Annotated in this window: 15 protein-coding genes and 1 tRNA gene; 11 read left to right on the top strand and 5 right to left on the bottom strand. The window is 65.9% G+C overall.

What is annotated here, in order from left to right:
- Genes HF989_RS00730 through HF989_RS00715 form a run of 4 tightly spaced genes read left to right on the top strand, consistent with a single transcriptional unit; the run spans window position 1 to window position 2,223 of the window.
- Window positions 1-678, top strand: a complete 678-nt coding sequence (locus HF989_RS00730) for an ABC transporter permease (RefSeq protein ID WP_168683463.1) — start codon at window positions 1-3, stop codon at window positions 676-678.
- Window positions 679-689: 11 nt separating this feature from the next.
- Entirely contained in the window at window positions 690-1,616 is a 927-nt protein-coding gene (locus HF989_RS00725; RefSeq protein WP_168683462.1) for an ABC transporter substrate-binding protein, read from the top strand.
- Window positions 1,613-1,969: a DoxX family protein gene (locus HF989_RS00720; RefSeq protein ID WP_168683461.1), complete on the top strand. Its 357-nt coding sequence runs from the start codon at window positions 1,613-1,615 to the stop codon at window positions 1,967-1,969. The genes HF989_RS00725 and HF989_RS00720 overlap by 4 nt, the downstream gene beginning before the upstream one ends.
- 23 nt (window positions 1,970-1,992) lie before the next feature.
- Window positions 1,993-2,223 (top strand): DUF3253 domain-containing protein, encoded by a 231-nt coding sequence (locus HF989_RS00715; RefSeq protein WP_343033500.1) that lies wholly within the window; start codon window positions 1,993-1,995, stop codon window positions 2,221-2,223.
- Here HF989_RS00715 and HF989_RS00710 read toward each other — a convergent pair.
- Both HF989_RS00710 and HF989_RS00705 read right to left on the bottom strand, forming a co-directional pair.
- Window positions 2,224-2,297: transfer RNA gene (locus HF989_RS00710), tRNA-Leu, on the bottom strand.
- A 102-nt stretch (window positions 2,298-2,399) separates the two neighbouring features.
- Window positions 2,400-3,554: an NAD(P)H-binding protein gene (locus tag HF989_RS00705; RefSeq protein WP_168683459.1), complete on the bottom strand. Its 1,155-nt coding sequence runs from the start codon at window positions 3,552-3,554 to the stop codon at window positions 2,400-2,402.
- Window positions 3,555-3,605: 51 nt separating this feature from the next.
- Here HF989_RS00705 and HF989_RS00700 point away from each other — a divergent pair, with 51 nt between their 5' ends.
- On the top strand, window positions 3,606-4,226 hold the full coding sequence (locus HF989_RS00700; RefSeq protein ID WP_168683458.1) for a CPBP family intramembrane glutamic endopeptidase: 621 nt from the start codon (window positions 3,606-3,608) through the stop codon (window positions 4,224-4,226).
- Window positions 4,227-4,357: 131 nt separating this feature from the next.
- Here HF989_RS00700 and mfd read toward each other — a convergent pair whose 3' ends face one another.
- Window positions 4,358-7,990 carry a transcription-repair coupling factor gene (gene mfd, locus HF989_RS00695; protein WP_168683457.1) on the bottom strand — a complete coding sequence of 1,211 codons (3,633 nt, stop codon included), beginning with the start codon at window positions 7,988-7,990 and terminating at the stop codon, window positions 4,358-4,360.
- Window positions 7,991-7,996: 6 nt separating this feature from the next.
- A complete protein-coding gene (locus tag HF989_RS00690; protein ID WP_168683456.1) occupies window positions 7,997-8,671 on the bottom strand; it encodes a TetR/AcrR family transcriptional regulator in 675 nt (224 codons plus the stop codon).
- Window positions 8,672-8,840: 169 nt separating this feature from the next.
- Here HF989_RS00690 and HF989_RS00685 point away from each other — a divergent pair, with 169 nt between their 5' ends.
- Both HF989_RS00685 and HF989_RS00680 read left to right on the top strand, forming a co-directional pair.
- Complete coding sequence (locus tag HF989_RS00685; RefSeq protein ID WP_168683455.1) at window positions 8,841-9,485, top strand: DUF3558 family protein; 645 nt, start codon at window positions 8,841-8,843, stop codon at window positions 9,483-9,485.
- Between the two features lie 195 nt (window positions 9,486-9,680).
- Window positions 9,681-11,528, top strand: a complete 1,848-nt coding sequence (locus HF989_RS00680; RefSeq protein WP_168683454.1) for a hypothetical protein — start codon at window positions 9,681-9,683, stop codon at window positions 11,526-11,528.
- Between the two features lie 45 nt (window positions 11,529-11,573).
- Here the strand turns inward: HF989_RS00680 and HF989_RS00675 are convergent, their stop codons facing one another.
- On the bottom strand, window positions 11,574-13,058 hold the full coding sequence (locus HF989_RS00675; protein ID WP_168683453.1) for a multicopper oxidase family protein: 1,485 nt from the start codon (window positions 13,056-13,058) through the stop codon (window positions 11,574-11,576).
- Between the two features lie 56 nt (window positions 13,059-13,114).
- Between HF989_RS00675 and HF989_RS00670 the strand changes: the two genes are divergently transcribed.
- The 4 genes from HF989_RS00670 to HF989_RS00655 all read left to right on the top strand — a co-directional run bounded on the left by HF989_RS00670 (window position 13,115) and on the right by HF989_RS00655 (window position 17,329).
- A complete protein-coding gene (locus HF989_RS00670; RefSeq protein ID WP_168683452.1) occupies window positions 13,115-14,332 on the top strand; it encodes an MFS transporter in 1,218 nt (405 codons plus the stop codon).
- 48 nt (window positions 14,333-14,380) lie between these two features.
- Entirely contained in the window at window positions 14,381-15,832 is a 1,452-nt protein-coding gene (gene glmU, locus HF989_RS00665) for a bifunctional UDP-N-acetylglucosamine diphosphorylase/glucosamine-1-phosphate N-acetyltransferase GlmU (RefSeq protein ID WP_168683451.1), read from the top strand.
- Between the two features lie 3 nt (window positions 15,833-15,835).
- Window positions 15,836-16,813: a ribose-phosphate diphosphokinase gene (locus tag HF989_RS00660; RefSeq protein WP_168683450.1), complete on the top strand. Its 978-nt coding sequence runs from the start codon at window positions 15,836-15,838 to the stop codon at window positions 16,811-16,813.
- A 69-nt stretch (window positions 16,814-16,882) separates the two neighbouring features.
- Entirely contained in the window at window positions 16,883-17,329 is a 447-nt protein-coding gene (locus tag HF989_RS00655) for a hotdog fold thioesterase (protein WP_168683449.1), read from the top strand.
- The last annotated feature ends 1 nt before the right edge of the window (window position 17,330 follow it).

Here is a 17,330-nt window from a genome sequence, read left to right as displayed (position 1 = left end):
ATGCAGTTTCTCCTCGACGCGTTGCACTACCTCATGGACGGATCCCACTGGGCCGGTCCCGCGGGGCTCGGTGCGCGCATCACGCAGCACCTCGGCTACACGGCGCTCGCAGTGCTGGCGACCGCACTCATCGCGGTGCCGCTGGGCCTGTGGGTAGGCCACACCAAGCGCGGCGCGTCTGCAGTGCTCTCCGCCGCCGGGGCGCTGCGCGCGCTTCCCGCGCTGGGGATGCTGACGTTTCTCGCTGTCGTCCTCCCGTTCGGCGTCACCGCGCCCCTTGTGCCTGCGGTGATCACGCTGGTGTTGTTGGGGGCCGCGCCGCTTGTGGCCGGCATCGTCGCCGGGTTCGACTCGGTGGATGAGCAAGTCGTGCTCTCCGCCCGAGCCGCCGGCTACAGCGAGAGGCAGATCCTCTCCCGTGTAGAACTCCCGCTCGGGGCGCCCGTCATGATCGGGGGCCTGCGCTCGTGCGTCGTGCAAATCCTCGCCACAGCAACGGTCCTCGCCTACATCGGGCTCGGCGGCCTCGGGCGGTTGCTTATCGACGGCCTCGCGGTCCAGGACTATCCCCGCATGGTCGCCGGCGCGCTGGCGGTAACCGCGTTGGCCCTCGTCGTCGACGTCGTGCTCGCGCTGGCGCAGCACTATTCGCGGCCGAGGTTGCACTCCCGCGGCTAACATTGGTGGGCATGCATACGAAACCCATCACTCCTGCTCTCCTCGCGGCCGCGGTGCTCACGCTCACTGCGTGCGCCAACGAGGACCCCACAACGCCCGCCGACAACGCCGCTGATGCGGATGGTCAGACCGTCACCATCGGCACCGCGAACTTCCCCGAATCCGAGATCATCGGCCAGATCTGGGCCCAGGCCCTGCGCGACGCGGGTTACGAGGTGACGGTGAAATCCGGCATCGGCTCGCGCGAGGTGTACCTGTCGGCCCTCGAAGACGGCGCGATCAACGCTGTACCCGAATACGCGGGAAATCTGACGCAGTTCTACGGCGAGCTGGAGCAGGGCGCGGACGAATCCGCAGTGCGCGAGACGCTTAATTCCGTCCTCCCCGACAGCCTGGAGGCAGGCGACTTCAGCCCCGCCGAATCCAAGGACGCCTACCGCGTCACCCGCGAAACTGCGGATGCGAACGGGCTGTCCAGCATCGCTGACCTGGCCAAACTGGACACCGTGACCATCGCCGCCCCGCCGGAATTCGCTGAGCGCCCGTACGGGCCGACAGGGCTCTCGGATGTCTACGGCATCGACGCGTCGAAGGTGACCGTCACCCCGATCTCCGACGGCGGCGGCCCGCTCACCGTTGCGGCACTGGTGCAGGGCACGGCCAACGTGGCCAATATCTTCACCACCTCCCCCGCCCTGCTGGACAGCGGTGAGGAAGCCGACTTGGTCATTCTCGACGACCCGGAAAACCTCATCCCGCCGCAAAATGTCGTTCCCGTTATCCGCTCCGGGCAGCTGCCCGACGGCGCCCTCGCCGTGATCAACGACATCGACGCGAAGCTGACCACCGAGGACCTCGTAGAGATGAACCTGCGCAACGTGGGTGAGGAACGCGCGGAGCCGGCGCAGATCGCCCAGGACTGGGTGAGCGAACAGTGAGGCCGCTTGAGAAACTCCTCGTCCCCCTGTTCGCCGGCGCGGGCGTGCTGCACTTTGCTAAACCGGAGCCGTTCGATCGAATCGTGCCCGACGCGTTGCCGGGCAGCGCGCGCACGTACACCTACGTCTCCGGCGTCGCCGAGCTCGTCGTGGCGGCGCTGCTGGCGAATGGAAAAACTCGCGCAGTCGGCGGCCCGCTGGCCGCAGCACTGCTCGCCGCCGTGTGGCCGGCAAACTTCAACATGGCCTGGCAGTGGCGAAACAAGTCGTTGCCGCTGAAGGCCATCGCCATCGGCCGCTTACCGCTGCAAATCCCACTCATCCAGGCGGCGCTGCGAATCGGGCGCCGATGACAGGGGCGGCGAAATACCGTGAGGTGATCGTCGAGAAGCTTGCTGCCCGCGCCCCTTCCTCCTCGATCTGCCCGTCCGACGTGGCCCGCGAGCTGGGCGACGAGCACTGGCGCGACCTCATGCAACCGGTCCGCGACGCGGCGCAGCAGCTTGTCGACGCCGGTACCGTCATCATCACCCAGGGTTCCGAAACCGTTGATCTTGCCACCGCGAAAGGTCCTATCCGAATTCGCCGCGGACCCCGCTTCTCATAGTGCCCCCAGTCGGACTCGAACCGACACTGCGCGGATTTTAAGTCCGCTGCCTCTGCCAATTGGGCTATAGGGGCGATGGGGAACCATGGTACTTCCCCGTTATTGTTGGGCGAGAATCGGTGGGGGAATTCTCGCCCAGCGAAGTTACCGCGGCACGCCCGACGACACCGAGATGATCATCTTCTCCGTGAAGTAACCCGCGAGATCGCAGAGGCGGCCGCAACCACCGTTGCGGCTGCCGCCACCGCAGGCCACGGCGAGCGGCCATCTTCCCGAGCATTACCCGCGACGATCGTGCCTGCTACCGCCGCCGCGAGGTTGACCGGCACCTGCACCAACGGGCGGCCACTCAACGCGCCGGCCACCACGGCGGCAGCATGCAAAGGAGTGGCCGTTGCGCCGTACCAGCCCGGGTCGGTGCTTTTGGCGGCCTCGCGCACGGCGTCGTCGAACTTCTGGTTGCCGCCCTCCGGGGTGCCCACGAGCGCTTCTAGGTCGCGCTCCTTCACCACCGTGTCCACGCTGACCGATTCGAAGATGGGCAGAATCTGTTTGTAGGCCAGTGGGGTGAGCACGCCCAGCCCCCACGCTGCCAACTTGCGGGTCATGATCGGGGCGGTGACGTACGGGCGGCGGTGCAGCCCCACCGCCTCGGCGTAGCGCTGCATCATCTCCACGTACGGCATCGAGTCCGGCCCGCCAACGTCGAAGGTGCGGTTCATCTCCGCCGGGAGATCGGCCGCCGCGACAAGGTAGAAGGCGATGTCGCGGGCGCCGATCGGGGTGATCTTGTTTGTGATCCAATTCGGCGCGATGAACGCGGGGACTCGCTCGGTGACGTGGCGCAGCAGCTGGAACGACAACGAGCCGTCGCCGATGACAACGCCCGCCTGCAGCACCGCGGTGGGCACGCCCGAATCCATCAAGATCTTGCCCACGCGCACGCGCGAAGCAAGGTGCTCGGACATTTCCTCTCCCTGCGGGTGCAGCCCGCCCAGGTACACAATCCGGCCGACTCCGGCGCGCTTGGCTTCTTCGCCGAACTGGCGCGCCATGTCGGCTTCTTCCTGGGCGAACCCGGCGCCGTCGCCCATGGAGTGCAGCAGGTACCAGGCGCAGTCCGCGCCCTCAAGCGCAGCAGCAACGTCCGCCCGTTCGCTGGCGTCGCCTTCGACGATCTCCACCTCATCGCCCCAGGTCTTGCCCAGCGCCTTGTCCTCGTCTCTGGCGAGGATCTTCACGCGCCAGCCGTCGTCAAGCAGTTTTTTCACCACGAGACCACCCACGTAGCCTGTGGCGCCAGTGACCAGACCGGTCCTTGTTTCAGTCATGCCGGTAATCTTGCTCCTGCACGGCCGGTAATACTTGGACGGAGTTCTGACTTGACCAGGCAATGGCTTTTCCTCGTGCCCTGCGCACTCGGCGCGCTCGGACTGTTTCTGTCGCGCCGCGCCGGCGACGGCACCCCCGGCTTCTACTGGGCCACCGCTCTTACCGCTGTGGTCTACGCGGCGGCGTGGTGGGTGTGGGGAAACCACAGGGCCTTTGCCGGGCCACACAAGCTTCTCGACGTCCTACGGGGCGCCCTCATCGGCGCCGCCCTCGCCCTCGTCTTCGTACTCGGCGCGGTGGTGGTCAGCCGCATCCCCGCGCTGGCGGGGCCGGCTGCCGAGCTGCTGAATACCCCGGACAAGGGCGGTTACCTGCTCACGCTGCTGGTACTCGTGGTCAACGGCGCCGGTGAAGAGCTCGTGTACCGCGACATGGTCCCGCGGCAGTTGCGCGCCCACGGCCAGTCGGTGGCCCAGGCCGGGTTGTGGTCCACGGTCATTTATGGCCTGGTCACCTGCGCAATGGGCGTGCCGCTGCTGGTGTTCGCGGCGGGCGTTCTTGGCGCGGTGACGTACTACGAGTCCGTCAAGACCGGCAGGCTGTACTCCCCTATCGCGGTGCACCTGACCTGGAGCATCGGGATGCTGTTCATCCTGCCGCAGTTCTTCTAGATCGGAACCACCGCCCGCTGTCGGCTACTCCCCCTCCTCTGCGCGGATCCAGCTAGTAGGAGCCAGCTAATGGGCCCGTGGGGGCGAATAGCTGGCTCCTGGTAGCTGGATCCCGAGTGCGGAAACCGCTCCTACTCGCTGACCGAGAACACCTTCTTTTTCGGTTTGCCCTCCGCCACCGTCGATCCGGCCACCGAGACCTTCGGCGCATCCAGCATCTCGGACATGAAGTCCGCCACCCACTGCAGCAGCTCCAGGTCCCGCAAGTTGGGTGCGTTGATCGCGCGCTTGTTCCCGCCCTCGCGCGGCATGGGCACCTGCAGGGTCTTCGCTGCGGCCCGGTAGTTCGCACCCGGGTACAGGCGCTTCAGGCGCACCTGCTTGGAGTCCGGCAGCTCAACCGGGTGGAGCTTGATGCGCGTGCCCTGGGTGAGGATGTCGGCGACGCCCGCCGCACGCGCCTGGTTACGCAACCGCGCGACTGCCATCAGGTGCTCAACCTCGGTGGGCAGAGCGCCGAAGCGATCCACCATGTCGTCGGCGGCGGCGGTGAGGGCATCGTCGTCGCGCGCCTCGGCGAGCCTGCGGTAGACCTCCAGGCGCAGGCGCTCGGAGTTGATGTAGCTCTCGGGGATGTGGGCGTCGACGGGCAGATCCACGCGGATTTCCTTCGGGCCCTTGTCGGTGGCGTCGACGGGGTCGCCGCTCATGAGCCCCTTGAAGGTCTCCACGGCTTCACTGACCAGGCGGACGTACATGTCGAAGCCGACGCCCGCAATGTGGCCGGACTGCTCCGCACCGAGCACGTTGCCCGCGCCGCGCATCTCCAGGTCCTTCTGCGCCACGGCCATACCAGCGCCCAGGTCGTTGTTCTGGGCGATGGTGGCAAGGCGGTCGTAGGAGGTCTCTGTGAGCGTCTTGTCTTTGGGGTACAAGAAGTACGCGTACGCGCGCTCGCGGGAGCGCCCCACGCGTCCGCGCAGCTGGTGCAGCTGGCTCAAGCCCATGTTCTGCGCGTTTTCCACAATCAAGGTGTTGGCGTTGGCGATGTCCAGGCCGGTTTCCACGATGGTGGTGCACACCATCACGTCGTAGTCCCGGTTCCAGAACCCCTGCACGGTTTGTTCCAACACCTGCTCGCTCATCTGCCCGTGGGCGACGACGATGCGCGCCTCTGGCACGAGCTCGCGCAGCTGGCGGGCGGTCTTTTCAATGTCGGAGACCTTGTTGTGGATGTAGAAGACTTGGCCGTCGCGAAGCAGCTCGCGCCGGATCGCTGCGGCAACCTGCTTGTCCTCCTGCGGGCCCACATAGGTCAGCACCGGGTGGCGGTCTTCCGGCGCGGTGGTGATCGAGGTCATCTCGCGGATGCCGGTCAACGACATCTCCAGGGTTCGCGGGATCGGCGTCGCGGTCATGGTCAGCACGTCCACGTGGGATTTGAGCGCCTTGATGTGCTCCTTGTGCTCGACGCCGAAGCGCTGCTCCTCGTCGACGATGATCAGCCCCAGGTTCTTCCACTGCACGCCGGTCTGCAGGAGGCGGTGGGTGCCGATGACCACGTCGACCGAGCCGTCTGCAAGACCGGCCATGATCTTCTTCGTGTCCGCAGCGGTGGTGAAGCGGGACAGCTCCCGCACGGTCACGCCGAAGCCGTCCATACGCTGGTTGAAGGTGGTGAAGTGCTGCTGGGCCAAAAGCGTGGTGGGCACGAGCACGGCGACCTGCTTGCCGTCTTGAACTGCCTTGAACGCCGCGCGCACGGCCACCTCGGTTTTACCGAAGCCGACGTCGCCGACAATTACCCGGTCCATCGGGGTGGGCTTTTCCATGTCCGCCTTCACGGCTTCGATAGCGGTGAGCTGGTCTTCCGTCTCCACGAACGGGAAGGCGTCTTCCATCTCGTGCTGCCACGGGGTGTCCGGTGCGAACGCGTGGCCCGGGGCGGCCTGGCGCTTGGCGTACAGCTCCACCAGCTCGCCGGCGATCTCGCGAACCGCCGCGCGCGCTTTGCGCTTGGTGGATTTCCAGTCCGAGCCGCCCATTTTGCTTAAGCTGGGCTTCTCGCCCCCGGTGTACTTGCTCAGCAGATCAAGCGACTCCATAGGGACCCACAGTTGATCGCCGGGCTGGCCGCGTTTGGCGGGCTGGTACTCCAGCACGATGTACTCGCGGCGGGAATCCTCGTCGCCGGCTTTGACAGTGCGCTCGGCCATTTTCACGAATTTGCCGATGCCGTGGGTGTCGTGCACCACGAAATCCCCCGGCTGCAGCGCCAGCGGGTCGACGCGGTTGCGGCGGCGCGGAGCTCGTCGCTTAGCACCCGCGATGTCGCCCACGCGGTTGCCCGTGACGTCAGTTTCCGTGACCACCACAAGGTTCGGGCCGCCAAACACGAGGCCAGCGTGGGACAACGCCTGGTAGAGGGTGACCGCCCCGTCCACGGGCTCGAGGCCCGGCGTGGCCACGCGCGCGGAAATGCCGTGTTCCCGCAGGCGATCCGCCATGCGGTCGATCGTGCCCTTCGCCGGCGCCACGAACGCCACCTTGCCGTGGTTTTGCCCGATGTGCAGCTTCAGCGTGGCGTAGAACTGCTCGATCGCCTTCGGGTCGCCCTTCGGTGCGGGCGCTGCTTCGAACTCCAGGGGCAGCGTTGCGGCGTCGTCGGCAGCGAACATGCCGGGCGGGGCGAAGGTCCACCAGGCGTTGCCTGCCTTCCGCGCGGAGATTTCGAGCGACTCGTAGGACCGATACGACGACGCGGAGACGTCCAGCCCCTCCACCGCGACGGGACCGTCGGCGCCCATCGCGGCGGCCTCCCAACCGGCCTCGAGAAACTCGCGGTCCGTGGCCTCCAAGTCGGCGATACGCGCGCGGACCTTCTCCGGGTTTGTCACCAGCACCACCGAGCCGGGCGGCATGAGCTCCGGGAGCACGGTGTACTGCTCCTGCGTCAGCGCCGGGATGAGCGCCTCCATGCCGTCCGCCGGCTGCTTCTCCGCGATGCGGGTGAGCAGCGACGTCAGCGTCGGGTTGGAGGGGAACTTTCGGGCGAGTTCGTCTGCCTTGGCGGCCACCGCATCGTCGATAAGCAGCTGCCTCGCTGGGTGCAGCTCGACGGAGCGCACCTCCTCGATGGTGCGCTGGTCCGCGACTGCGAAGGAGCGAATGTCCGTCACTTCGTCGCCCCAGAACTCGATGCGCACGGGGTTGAGCGCGGTGGTTGGGAAGACATCGATGATGCCGCCGCGGGTGGCAAATTCGCCGCGCGCCGCGACCATATCCACGTGGTTGTACGCAAAGTGGACGAGCTGCTCGGTCAGGGCCTCGAAGTCGTGCTCCTGGTCCACCTCAATGCGCACGGGCTCCACCGCCGGCAGCACAGGCTGGCACACAGCGCGAGCCGCGGCGACAATCACCCGCGGCATGTCCCACAGCACCTTCGAGCGACGTCCCACGATGTCCGCGGCCGGCGAAAGCCGCTCGTGCGGCAGCGTCTCGTACGCGGGGAACTGCGCCACCTTTTCCTCGCCAAGGATCGCCTTCAGCTCTGCGGCGAGGTCTTCCGCCTCGTGGCCGGTTGCGGTGACCAGCAGCAGCGAGGTCTCACGCGCGATGGCGCCCGCGGCCCACGAGCGGGTCTGGTCAATGCCAGTGATGTGCAGCGCATCCTCGCCCACGTGGGTGACAAGCCCCTTGAGCTTGGGGTCCGTCAGCGCAGCGGTAAGCAATCCGCCGAGAACGGGAGGGGTGCTTTCAGTCATGTCCTTTTACGCTTCCTTTTCCTCGACGGTTGCATCCGCAGCGGTCACCGCCGCGCCTTCTTCCTGCTCCGCGGCATCGCCTGTGTACACCCGAGGCTGCGCTTCCATCCCCCGCAACCCGTTCCAGCACAGGTTGGAGATGTGCGCCGCTACAGTGTGTTTGTCCGGAATGCGCTCATCTAACCACCACAGTGCGGAGTTGGAGACGGTACCGACAAGCGCCTGACCGTACAGCCCCGCCATCGCCTCGTCGAGCCCGCGGTGCTTGAACGCCTCCGCCAACAGGTGGGACACCTCCGCCGTGACCCTGTTGAGGATGGTCGAATACGTCCGCCCCTCCCCCGGCAACTGGCCGTGAGCGAGGATGACAAACCCGTCCGTATCTTCCTCCACGTACGTCAGAAGCGCCAGCACGCCGCGTTCGATGCGCTCGCGCCAGCGGCCGGTCTGGATGGATGAGGTAATCGTCTCCTCCAGGCGAGTCATCTCGCGACGCACAACTTCCTGGTACAGCCCCTCTTTGCTGCCAAAGTGCTCGTACACCACCGGCTTGGACACGCCAGCGCGGGCAGCGATCTCTTCCATGCTCACGCCGTCGAAACCGCGCTCCGCGAACGCCTGGCGCCCCACTCCGGCCAATTGGTCCCTGCGCTGGGGTGCTGTCATCCGCGTTCGAGCCATGCGACTTAGCTTAGAGCGTCACCCCGGACACCCCGTCTTTGGCAGCGGACGGGTCTGGTCTACAATCATCGTTGCTGTTCCCCATGGTGTAATCGGCAACACTACGGTTTTTGGTACCGTCATTCTAGGTTCGAGTCCTGGTGGGGAAGCTTTTTCATTGGAGGGGTAGATGAAACGCCACATTGCCTGGCTTTTGTCGTGCGGCTTGTTGGCGGGGTGCGGTGCTACGCCCCCGCCTATCGACGAACCTTCGGCCCCCACCCCAGCCCCAACCCAAAACGATTCAGATCCTGCCCCCTCCAGCAGCTCGCCTTCCGACGCTGCTAACGCCCCGGCCGCGTTCCACTTCAACAGCGGTGTCTTAGAGATCGGCGACTTCGATCCCTACACCCTGGGCGACAACATTTTCGATCCGTGCACCGAAATCTCGCCCGAGGAGTTCGCCGCCGCTGGTTTTGACAACGTGGAGCCGCTGCCGGAGGAGTACGCGGGGCTGGCGAAGGGGTTGAGTGCTTGCACGATTGACGGCGGCAACGCACAATTCGCCATGAGTTTCAGCAATAGTGAAGCTGATAAGTCGATGGTCTCGATAGAACGCGAAATGCCCGATACGCCGCGTTCGGCAATGCTTCCAACACTTTTCGTATATGGCACCGGTCGCCCCGAAGATGTTGACTGCTATGCCCAAGTCGATACACATAGGGGCGGGCTAGTTTCCTCGGTATCGGGCTTTCAGGGGCAAATCACCTTTGAAGACACCTGTAAATTGGCGATTTCGAACTTAGAAGATCTTTTCCGAACGCACGGTACTTAAGCCCGACGGTGTCCATTTAAATGGACATACTGTTTACTGCGATATTTCCCCCACCTAAGCTCCGTCACGTAGGCCACGATCAAATGGGGGATCAGAATGGGAATCCAGCTGGAAGTAGACCGAATCGAGAGTGCAATTGACCAGCTCAGGAAACAATCACAGCTGCTTCAATCATCCCGGCAACTCAGCAGGCAGGTGGCTCTCTCCTCTTTCTCCCGCGCCAGTGGCTTGGACGAAGCGGGCGGTCGTTTGAGCCCGATCGGCGATGAGCGCGCCCCGGAAGCGAACCAGGCAATTGCGCTGTATCTGAAGCAGACTGCCGACAGCCTGTGGCTCGCTCTGACGAACACGATGCAAACCGACGAATCGTTCTCCGGGATATTGGGTTCGGTGCTCTCGCCCCTGCCAGTCCACGCAGATGCGCTTACGTCGTTGTACGCAAAGGGGTTTCAGCAGCTCGGGCCCGCAGACCCGAAGACGGATACGTTCGATAACTCCGCCGTTGCTTCGGCGTCTGAGTCGTCGCTCTTGTCCGCTGAGTCCAAGCTGGTCGGTACCAACACATCTCTCGCGTACTCAGCGTCGGACTTTTGGAATTCCAACGCCAAGCTCATCGAGGATGCAATGGATGAGCTCAATGGTGTGCACCACTCGCTGAGCTCATCCGCCGAGACGCAGTGGATCGCGGAGGCGATGAAAAAAGTCACCCAGATCCAAAACGCCGGATTGGAATATGTGGCCAATTCTCGCTCACTCGCCACCCACACCGATGCACTCGGTATGGCGGCAGATGCTGAAAGCATCCTCGCTTCGGCAGCGACCGCGGCGTATCTGGCGGCCGAAACCCCCGAGATGAAGCAGCAGATCGAGTCGGAGTATCTGCGTTCTTATTCTGGCCGTATGACGGAGGGGCTGCGCCCGGCAATCCCGGCGTTCAACCGTCTCCTGCCGGAGGCTGGCAATCTGCCTACGCTCCCCTACGCCAGCACCGACGTCCCAGCCTCGGCCGCACCGTCTTACACGCCGACAACGTTGCCGCAGGGCTTGCGAGAGACTTTGACTAGCCGCGGCTTGGGCGATCTGGCTCACGCGACGTCTCCGGCCGAGGTCATCCAGCAATACGGTCGGCCAACGTCAGAAACGTACGAACGCATTGCGGCTGGCTCAGCACCCACACATGCGGCGACTGCAGTCCTCGCACCGCCGAATCCCACAGCGGCAGGCGGCGCCGCAGCAGGCGGCACCGCCACCCCTAGCAGCCCATTGACGCCCGCGGCTATCGGCGGGTTCGGGCAGCCATCCGGTGGCGCCGGTATGCCCGGCGTGGCCGCAGCCACTAGCCTCGGCGGCGCTGGCGGCACCCGAACCGCGGCCGCAGGAGGAGCCGGTGGTGCAAGCACCAATTCCGGGGCGCGGAACGCGGGCACAGCCCCACGGCACGGCGTAAACACCGGTGGTGGCACCCGGGTTGGTGCCGGGGCGCTTAACGGTCTCGCCGCGGCCGGGCAAGCAGGCCGCGGGACCAGCGGTCCTGGTGGCGCAGGGGCGCCAATGAACAACGCGCGCGTCGGGGCAACCGGAGCACCAGGGAGCCCAGGTGGCCAGCGCGCAGGTGCGCTACTTGGGTCAGGAATGTCTGCCGGGCCGGCAAGCACCGGCCTGCGCCCCGGTTTCGGCCCAGGGGCTAGTTTCGGCACCGGCGGCGGGGCGGGTTTGGGCACCGGTGCCGGTAGCTTCGGCAGCGGCGCCGCTACCGGCGCGGGTAGCCCCGGTGCCGGGCCGGGCGCTTACAACACAAACAACACATACGCCGCCGCTGGCTCCGGCGGCGGCGCTACCCAGCACAACCAGGGCGGGCGGGGCGCTGCGGTAGCTGTCGGCCCAGCGGGTGCAGCGAGCAATCGCAGCCGCGGCCGGGAGAAAGCCAGCACGAAGGTCCGCACTGTCACCAGTGCGGTCGAGCGAGACGGGAATCTGAAAGCGCTGCTGGGCGATGCCCCGCTACTGCTGCCCTCCATCATCGGCCACAACGTGAAAGGCTAAGCCCAACGCCCCGAGGCCACACCCGGCGAAAAATCCCCGGGGCGGCTAGTCCATGGCGTAGGGGCTGGGCTCGGCAAGGTCCGGCTGTTGGCCGGGCTCAACCACCACGAACTGCCCCATCATGCCCTGGTCCTCGTGGTTGAGCATGTGGCAGTGGTACATGTACGGCAGCGTCGGGTCCGGGTAGTAGCCGATCTCTACGAGCAGGCTCACTGTGGCGAGCGGGGGCACCGTAATGGTGTCGTGCCAGCCCGAGGTGAACTCGAGGTCTCCGTTTTCCACCCCGACGACGGCAAACCGCGCGTCGTGGATGTGGAAGTTGTGCATCATGTCCTCGTTGTCGTTGGACACATGCCAGATTTCCGGGCCGTTGTGGTCCACCACCTCGTCCACGCGGAGCATGTCCATCGTCTTGCCGTTGATTTCCATGTTCTTCATGCGGAACTCGCGCTCAACGGTGACGGTGTCGGGGCTCGGCACATCCACCGGCACGAGCGCACCGGGCAGTGCCGGGTAGGCGGGCGCATCCTCGGGCGGTGCGGCGATCTCGAGCAGGTCGAATTTGTCGGTCAGGCCGAACATCTGCGCGGTGTCCTTATCCGGCAAGCCGCCGAGATTCGGCACCCCGTCGCTGCGCAGCTTGAGGTCCTTGCCGGGTTTGAGGTCGACCACGATCTCCACGCGCTCGCCGGGGCTGAGCAGCACGCCGTCGACTTCCACCGGCGCATCCAAGAACCCCTGATCGGTGGCGACGATTTGGAACGGCACCCCCAGGGACAGGTGGTGGAAGCGCATAGTCGCACCGTTGAGCACGCGCAGGCGCAGGCGGCGCGTGGTGGCCTCGAAGCGGGTCTTCGTCATGCCGTTGACTAGCACGGTGTCGCCGACCCAGCCGTGTTCGGCATCGAGCTGGCCGTCTTCGGTGAAGTTCGCGTCGGTGATGATGACGGGGATGTCGTCCACGCCGTAATCATTGGGCAGGCCGGGGAAGGCGGAATCGTCGTCGTCAAGCACGATGGCCCCTGCGAGCCCGCGGTACGCGTGCACCGCGGATTTCCCGCGCGGGTGCGGGTGGTACCAGCAAGTCGCGGCGGGCTGGTCCACGGTCCAGGACGGCGACCACGACTCGCCCGGCGGGAACATCAGTGCAGGTCCCCCATCGGCGGATGCAGGCAGGTGCAGGCCGTGCCAGTGCACCACGGTCGCCTCCGGGAGCTCGTTGCGCACTGTCATGTCGATGCGCTCGCCGCGGCGCATGAACAGCGTCGGTCCCTGGTACGGGCCGTTGAAACCCCAGGTCTTGGTCATGGTGCCGGGGACCATCTCAAACTCGCCCTCTTGGGCGGCGAGCTCGAAGCTGCGGACATTGCCGTCGAGCGTCCCCTCATACAGCGGCGGGATGCGAAGCGGGCGCGCGTCAGCGTCTGCCCCGCGCGGCGTCGGCTGGTCCGAGCACGCGGCCACCCCCGAAGCCGTGGCCGCCATCGCTGTAGCCACGACAGCGCCCTTGAAAAACGTTCGCCTGCTCATCCTCATTTCGCCTCCAAGTTCGCCGAATTGCCACAATGATCCTACTATCCGCAGGTATGCGTAACGAGGAAGCGAACGCCCGCCGGTTCATCTGGTCCAACGGTTTGCAAAACATCGGCGACCAGATCGTGGCGCCAAAAACGGTGCTGCCGTGGCTGTTCAACGCGGCCGGGGTGCCGGCGGTACTCACCTCGTTCCTCGTCCCCATCCGCGAGTCCGGCTCGATGCTCCCCCAGGCGTTCCTCAGCCCGTGGGTGACCTCGCAGCGCTCCCGCAAACGGGTGTGGCTCATCGGTTCATGGGGGCAGGCGCTCGCCGCGATGCTGATCGCGGTCAGCGCTTTGCTTCTCGACGGCGTTCCGCTCGGCGCCGCAATCATCGTGCTCCTCGCCGCGCATGCGCTGTTCCGCTCGCTGTGTTCCTTGGCGGGCAAGGATGTGCAGGGGCGCACCATTTCGAAGGGCCGCCGCGGGGACATCACCGGCCGCGCTACCGCCCTCGCCGGCGGGTTCACCCTCGCAATCGGTTTGATACTCACCTTCCTGCCCAACGAACTGCCGCAGTGGGCGATTGCCGCGCTGCTCGCGGGAGGCGCGTCAACGTGGGCGCTCGCATCGTTAGTCTTCGCAGGCATTGACGAGCCCGAAGCGGAACCGGAGGACACAAACGGGCAGAGCGCCGGCGACATGTGGGCGCTGGTGAAAAGCGACCGCGATTTGCAGCGGTTCCTGCTTGTGCGCTCGCTCATGCTGGTGACCGCGCTGTCCACCCCGTTCATCGTTGTTCTGGCCGGCGACGAGGACGCGGACCTCACCGGCCTTGGCGCGTTCATCATCGCCTCCGGCGGCGCCTCGCTGCTGGGAGGAAGGATTTCGGGCAGGTTGTCCGACAAGTCGTCCAAGAACACGATGGCGTGGGCTGCTGGGGTGGCTTCCACGGTGATCGTGCTGCTCGTGCTCAGCGCCCGGGTGGCGCCCAGCGGCGTCAACGCGTGGGTCATGCCGCTCGGATTTTTCCTGGTCAACCTCGCGCACACGGCCGTGCGCGTGAGCCGGAAGACGTACCTGGTGGACATGGCGGACGGCGATAAGCGCACGATGATCACCGGCGCGTCCAACACGGTGATGGGCGTGGTGCTTCTTGTCGTCGGCGCGATTTCCTCGGCCATTTCAGTGCTCGGCCCGCAGGCCGCGCTGCTTTTTCTGGCCGTGGTGGGTTACGCCGGCGTGGTTGGCGCGCGGAACCTGAAAGAAGTCTCTTCCGCCTCCGCGTAACCGTTATGCTTGTGGCCGACAAATCCGCAATTTCCAAGGAGCTTTCGAGTGCCTAACCACTCCGAACGTGCCGTTGTCGTGCTCGCGGCCGGTGCAGGAACCCGCATGAAGTCCGACCGCCAGAAGACGCTGCACGAGATCGGCGGCCGCAGCCTGTTGTCCCACTCGCTCCACGCCGCCGCCGGCGTGCACGCCGAGCACCTTGTTGCAGTGGTCGGCCACCAGCGCGACCAGGTCGCACCCGCGGTGGAGCGGATCGCCGAACAGATGCAGGTCGAGATCCGCCAGGCTGTCCAGGAGGAACAAAACGGTACGGGACATGCGGTGCAGGTGGGCCTGTCCGCCATCCCCGACTTTGAGGGAACGGTGGTGGTGACCAACGGCGACGTGCCGCTGCTCACCCCCGATACGCTGCAGGCGCTCGTGGACAAGCACGAGGCGGAGCGCGCGGCGGTGACGGTGCTCTCGCTCGAGTTCGACAACCCCGCCGGCTACGGCCGCATCATCCGGGGCGAGGCGGGCGACGTGGTTGCCATCGTGGAAGAAAAGGACGCCACGGACGAGCAGCGCAAGGTGCGCGAGGTCAACTCTGGCGTGTTCGCGTTCGACGGCGCGGTGCTGCGTGACGCGCTCGAGCGCGTGACCCCCGACAACGCCCAGGGCGAGTTCTATATCACCGACGTGCTGGGCATCGCGCGTAACGACGGCCTCCGGGTCACCGCGCTGACCGCCCCGGACGCCCGCGAGCTGGCAGGCGTGAACGACCGAGTGCAGCTGGCGGAGGCTGGCAAGGAGCTCAACCGGAGGCTCGTCGAGAAGGCGATGCGAAACGGCGCAACCGTGATCGACCCGGCCACCACCTGGATCGGCGTCGAGGTGGAAATCGGCCGCGACGTGGTCATCCACCCCAACACCCAGCTGTGGGGCTCCACCGTCATCGGCGACGGCGCCGAAATCGGCCCCGACACAACCCTGACCGACATGGAGGTCGGTGCCCGCGCCACCGTCGTGCGCACTCAGGGCGAGCTCGGCGTCATCGGCGAAGACGCAACCGTCGGCCCGTTCACCTACATCCGCCCCGGCACGGAGCTGGGCGCCGGCGGCAAGCTCGGCGGTTTTGTGGAGGCGAAGAACGCCACAATCGGCGAAGGCTCCAAGGTGCCGCACCTGACCTACATCGGCGACGCCACGGTGGGCAAGCACTCCAACATCGGCGCGAGCTCCGTGTTTGCCAACTACGACGGCATCAACAAGCACCACACCACCATCGGTGACTACTGCCGCACCGGCTCCGACACCATGTTTGTCGCGCCGGTGACCATCGGTGATGGCGCCTACACGGGCGCGGGTACTGTAGTCACCGAAAATGTGCCGCCGGGGGCGCTCGCCATCAAGGAGGGCCGCCAGCGCAACATTGAAGGCTGGGTGGAAAACCGCCGCCCGGGCACAGACGCGGCCGAGGCAGCGAAGGCCGCGAAGAACGCGAAGCGAGAGGGTTAATTCATGACTGGTTACTCCACCGAAAACCATAAGGACCTCAAGGTCTTCACCGGCCGCGCTCACCCGCAGCTGGCAGAAGCCGTTGCGAAGGAGCTCGGCATCGACCTGGTGCCCACCACCGCGCGCGACTTCGCCAACGGCGAAATCTTCATCCGCTTCGAAGAATCCGTCCGCGGCGCCGACTGCTTTGTCATGCAGTCCCACGCCCAGCCGCTGAACAAATGGCTGATGGAGCAGCTCATCATGATCGACGCGCTCAAGCGCGGCTCCGCCAAGCGCATCACCGCGATCCTGCCGTTTTACCCCTACGCCCGCCAGGACAAGAAGCACCGCGGCCGCGAGCCGATTTCCGCCCGCCTGATCGCGGACCTGCTCACCGCGGCCGGGGCCGACCGCATTGTGTCCGTCGACCTGCACACCGACCAGATCCAGGGCTTCTTCGACGGCCCGGTGGACCACATGCACGCCATGCCGATTCTGGTGGACTACATCAAGTCCCGGTATTCCATGGACAACCTCGTCGTGGTCTCCCCGGACGCCGGACGCGTGAAGACGGCGGAAAAGTGGGCCAACATGCTCGGCGACGCGCCCATGGCGTTCGTGCACAAGACCCGCGACATCGATGCGGCGAACAAGGTCGTGTCTAACCGCGTCGTCGGCGACGTCCAGGGCAAGGATTGCGTCCTGCTCGACGACATGATCGACACCGGCGGCACCATCGCCGGCGCCGTTGGGGTGCTGAAGGAGGCCGGCGCGAAGTCCGTCGTCATCGCCTGCACCCACGGCGTGTTCTCCGACCCGGCCCGCGAGCGCCTCAACGACTGCGGTGCGGAGGAGGTCATCACCACCGACACCCTGCCGCAGGACACCGAGGGCTGGAACAACCTGACGGTGCTGTCCATCGCGCCGCTGTTGGCCAAGACCATCCACGAAATCTTTGAAAACGGCTCCGTGACCACCCTCTTCGAGGGCCAGGCCTAAGCCGCCAGACCGCGACAGCCGGGGCAGCGACACCGCTGCCCCGGCTGTCGCGCATACGGAAGGATTTGCATGTGCAACCGCTATGCGCCGTCGGTGGACTTCACCCCCGACCTGGAGCACACGAAGGCCATGTACGACAACGACGCCACCCTGGAGTTCCTCGGCGCCACCATCACGCGCCTCGAGCCGGGCCTGGCAGAGGGCGAGTTCACCGTGGAACCGCGCCACGCCAACGGGTTCGGCGGGTGCCAGGGCGGCATCTTGTTCACCTTCGCTGACGCGTTGTTCGGCGGGGCGGCAAACTCCAGGCGCACGGACCCGACAGTCACGGCCCAGTCCGAGATGATCTACCTCACTCCGGCGAAGATTGGCCGCACCATCCGCGGGGTGGCGCGGGAGCGCCACACGTGGGGCCGCAACGGCCTGTCGGACGTCACGCTTTACGACGGCGATACCGTGATCGCCGAGTACCGCGGCATGTCCCGCACCACCTCCCGACCCCCGACAGGAAATTAAC

Source organism: Corynebacterium mucifaciens (assembly GCF_012396315.1).
Taxonomy (GTDB): Bacteria; Actinomycetota; Actinomycetes; order Mycobacteriales; family Mycobacteriaceae; genus Corynebacterium; species Corynebacterium mucifaciens.
This window is presented reverse-complemented; position numbering and strand designations above follow the sequence as displayed.

Coding starts and splice junctions, on each gene's coding strand:
- HF989_RS00730 (WP_168683463.1), top strand. CDS start 1: ATGCAGTTTCTCCTCGACGCGTTGCACTACCTCATGGACGGATCCCAC.
- HF989_RS00690 (WP_168683456.1), bottom strand. CDS start 8,671: ATGGCTCGAACGCGGATGACAGCACCCCAGCGCAGGGACCAATTGGCC.
- HF989_RS00675 (WP_168683453.1), bottom strand. CDS start 13,058: ATGAGCAGGCGAACGTTTTTCAAGGGCGCTGTCGTGGCTACAGCGATG.
- mfd (WP_168683457.1), bottom strand. CDS start 7,990: ATGACTGAAAGCACCCCTCCCGTTCTCGGCGGATTGCTTACCGCTGCG.
- HF989_RS00725 (WP_168683462.1), top strand. CDS start 690: ATGCATACGAAACCCATCACTCCTGCTCTCCTCGCGGCCGCGGTGCTC.
- HF989_RS00670 (WP_168683452.1), top strand. CDS start 13,115: ATGCGTAACGAGGAAGCGAACGCCCGCCGGTTCATCTGGTCCAACGGT.
- HF989_RS00660 (WP_168683450.1), top strand. CDS start 15,836: ATGACTGGTTACTCCACCGAAAACCATAAGGACCTCAAGGTCTTCACC.
- HF989_RS00685 (WP_168683455.1), top strand. CDS start 8,841: ATGAAACGCCACATTGCCTGGCTTTTGTCGTGCGGCTTGTTGGCGGGG.
- HF989_RS00705 (WP_168683459.1), bottom strand. CDS start 3,554: ATGACTGAAACAAGGACCGGTCTGGTCACTGGCGCCACAGGCTACGTG.
- HF989_RS00655 (WP_168683449.1), top strand. CDS start 16,883: ATGTGCAACCGCTATGCGCCGTCGGTGGACTTCACCCCCGACCTGGAG.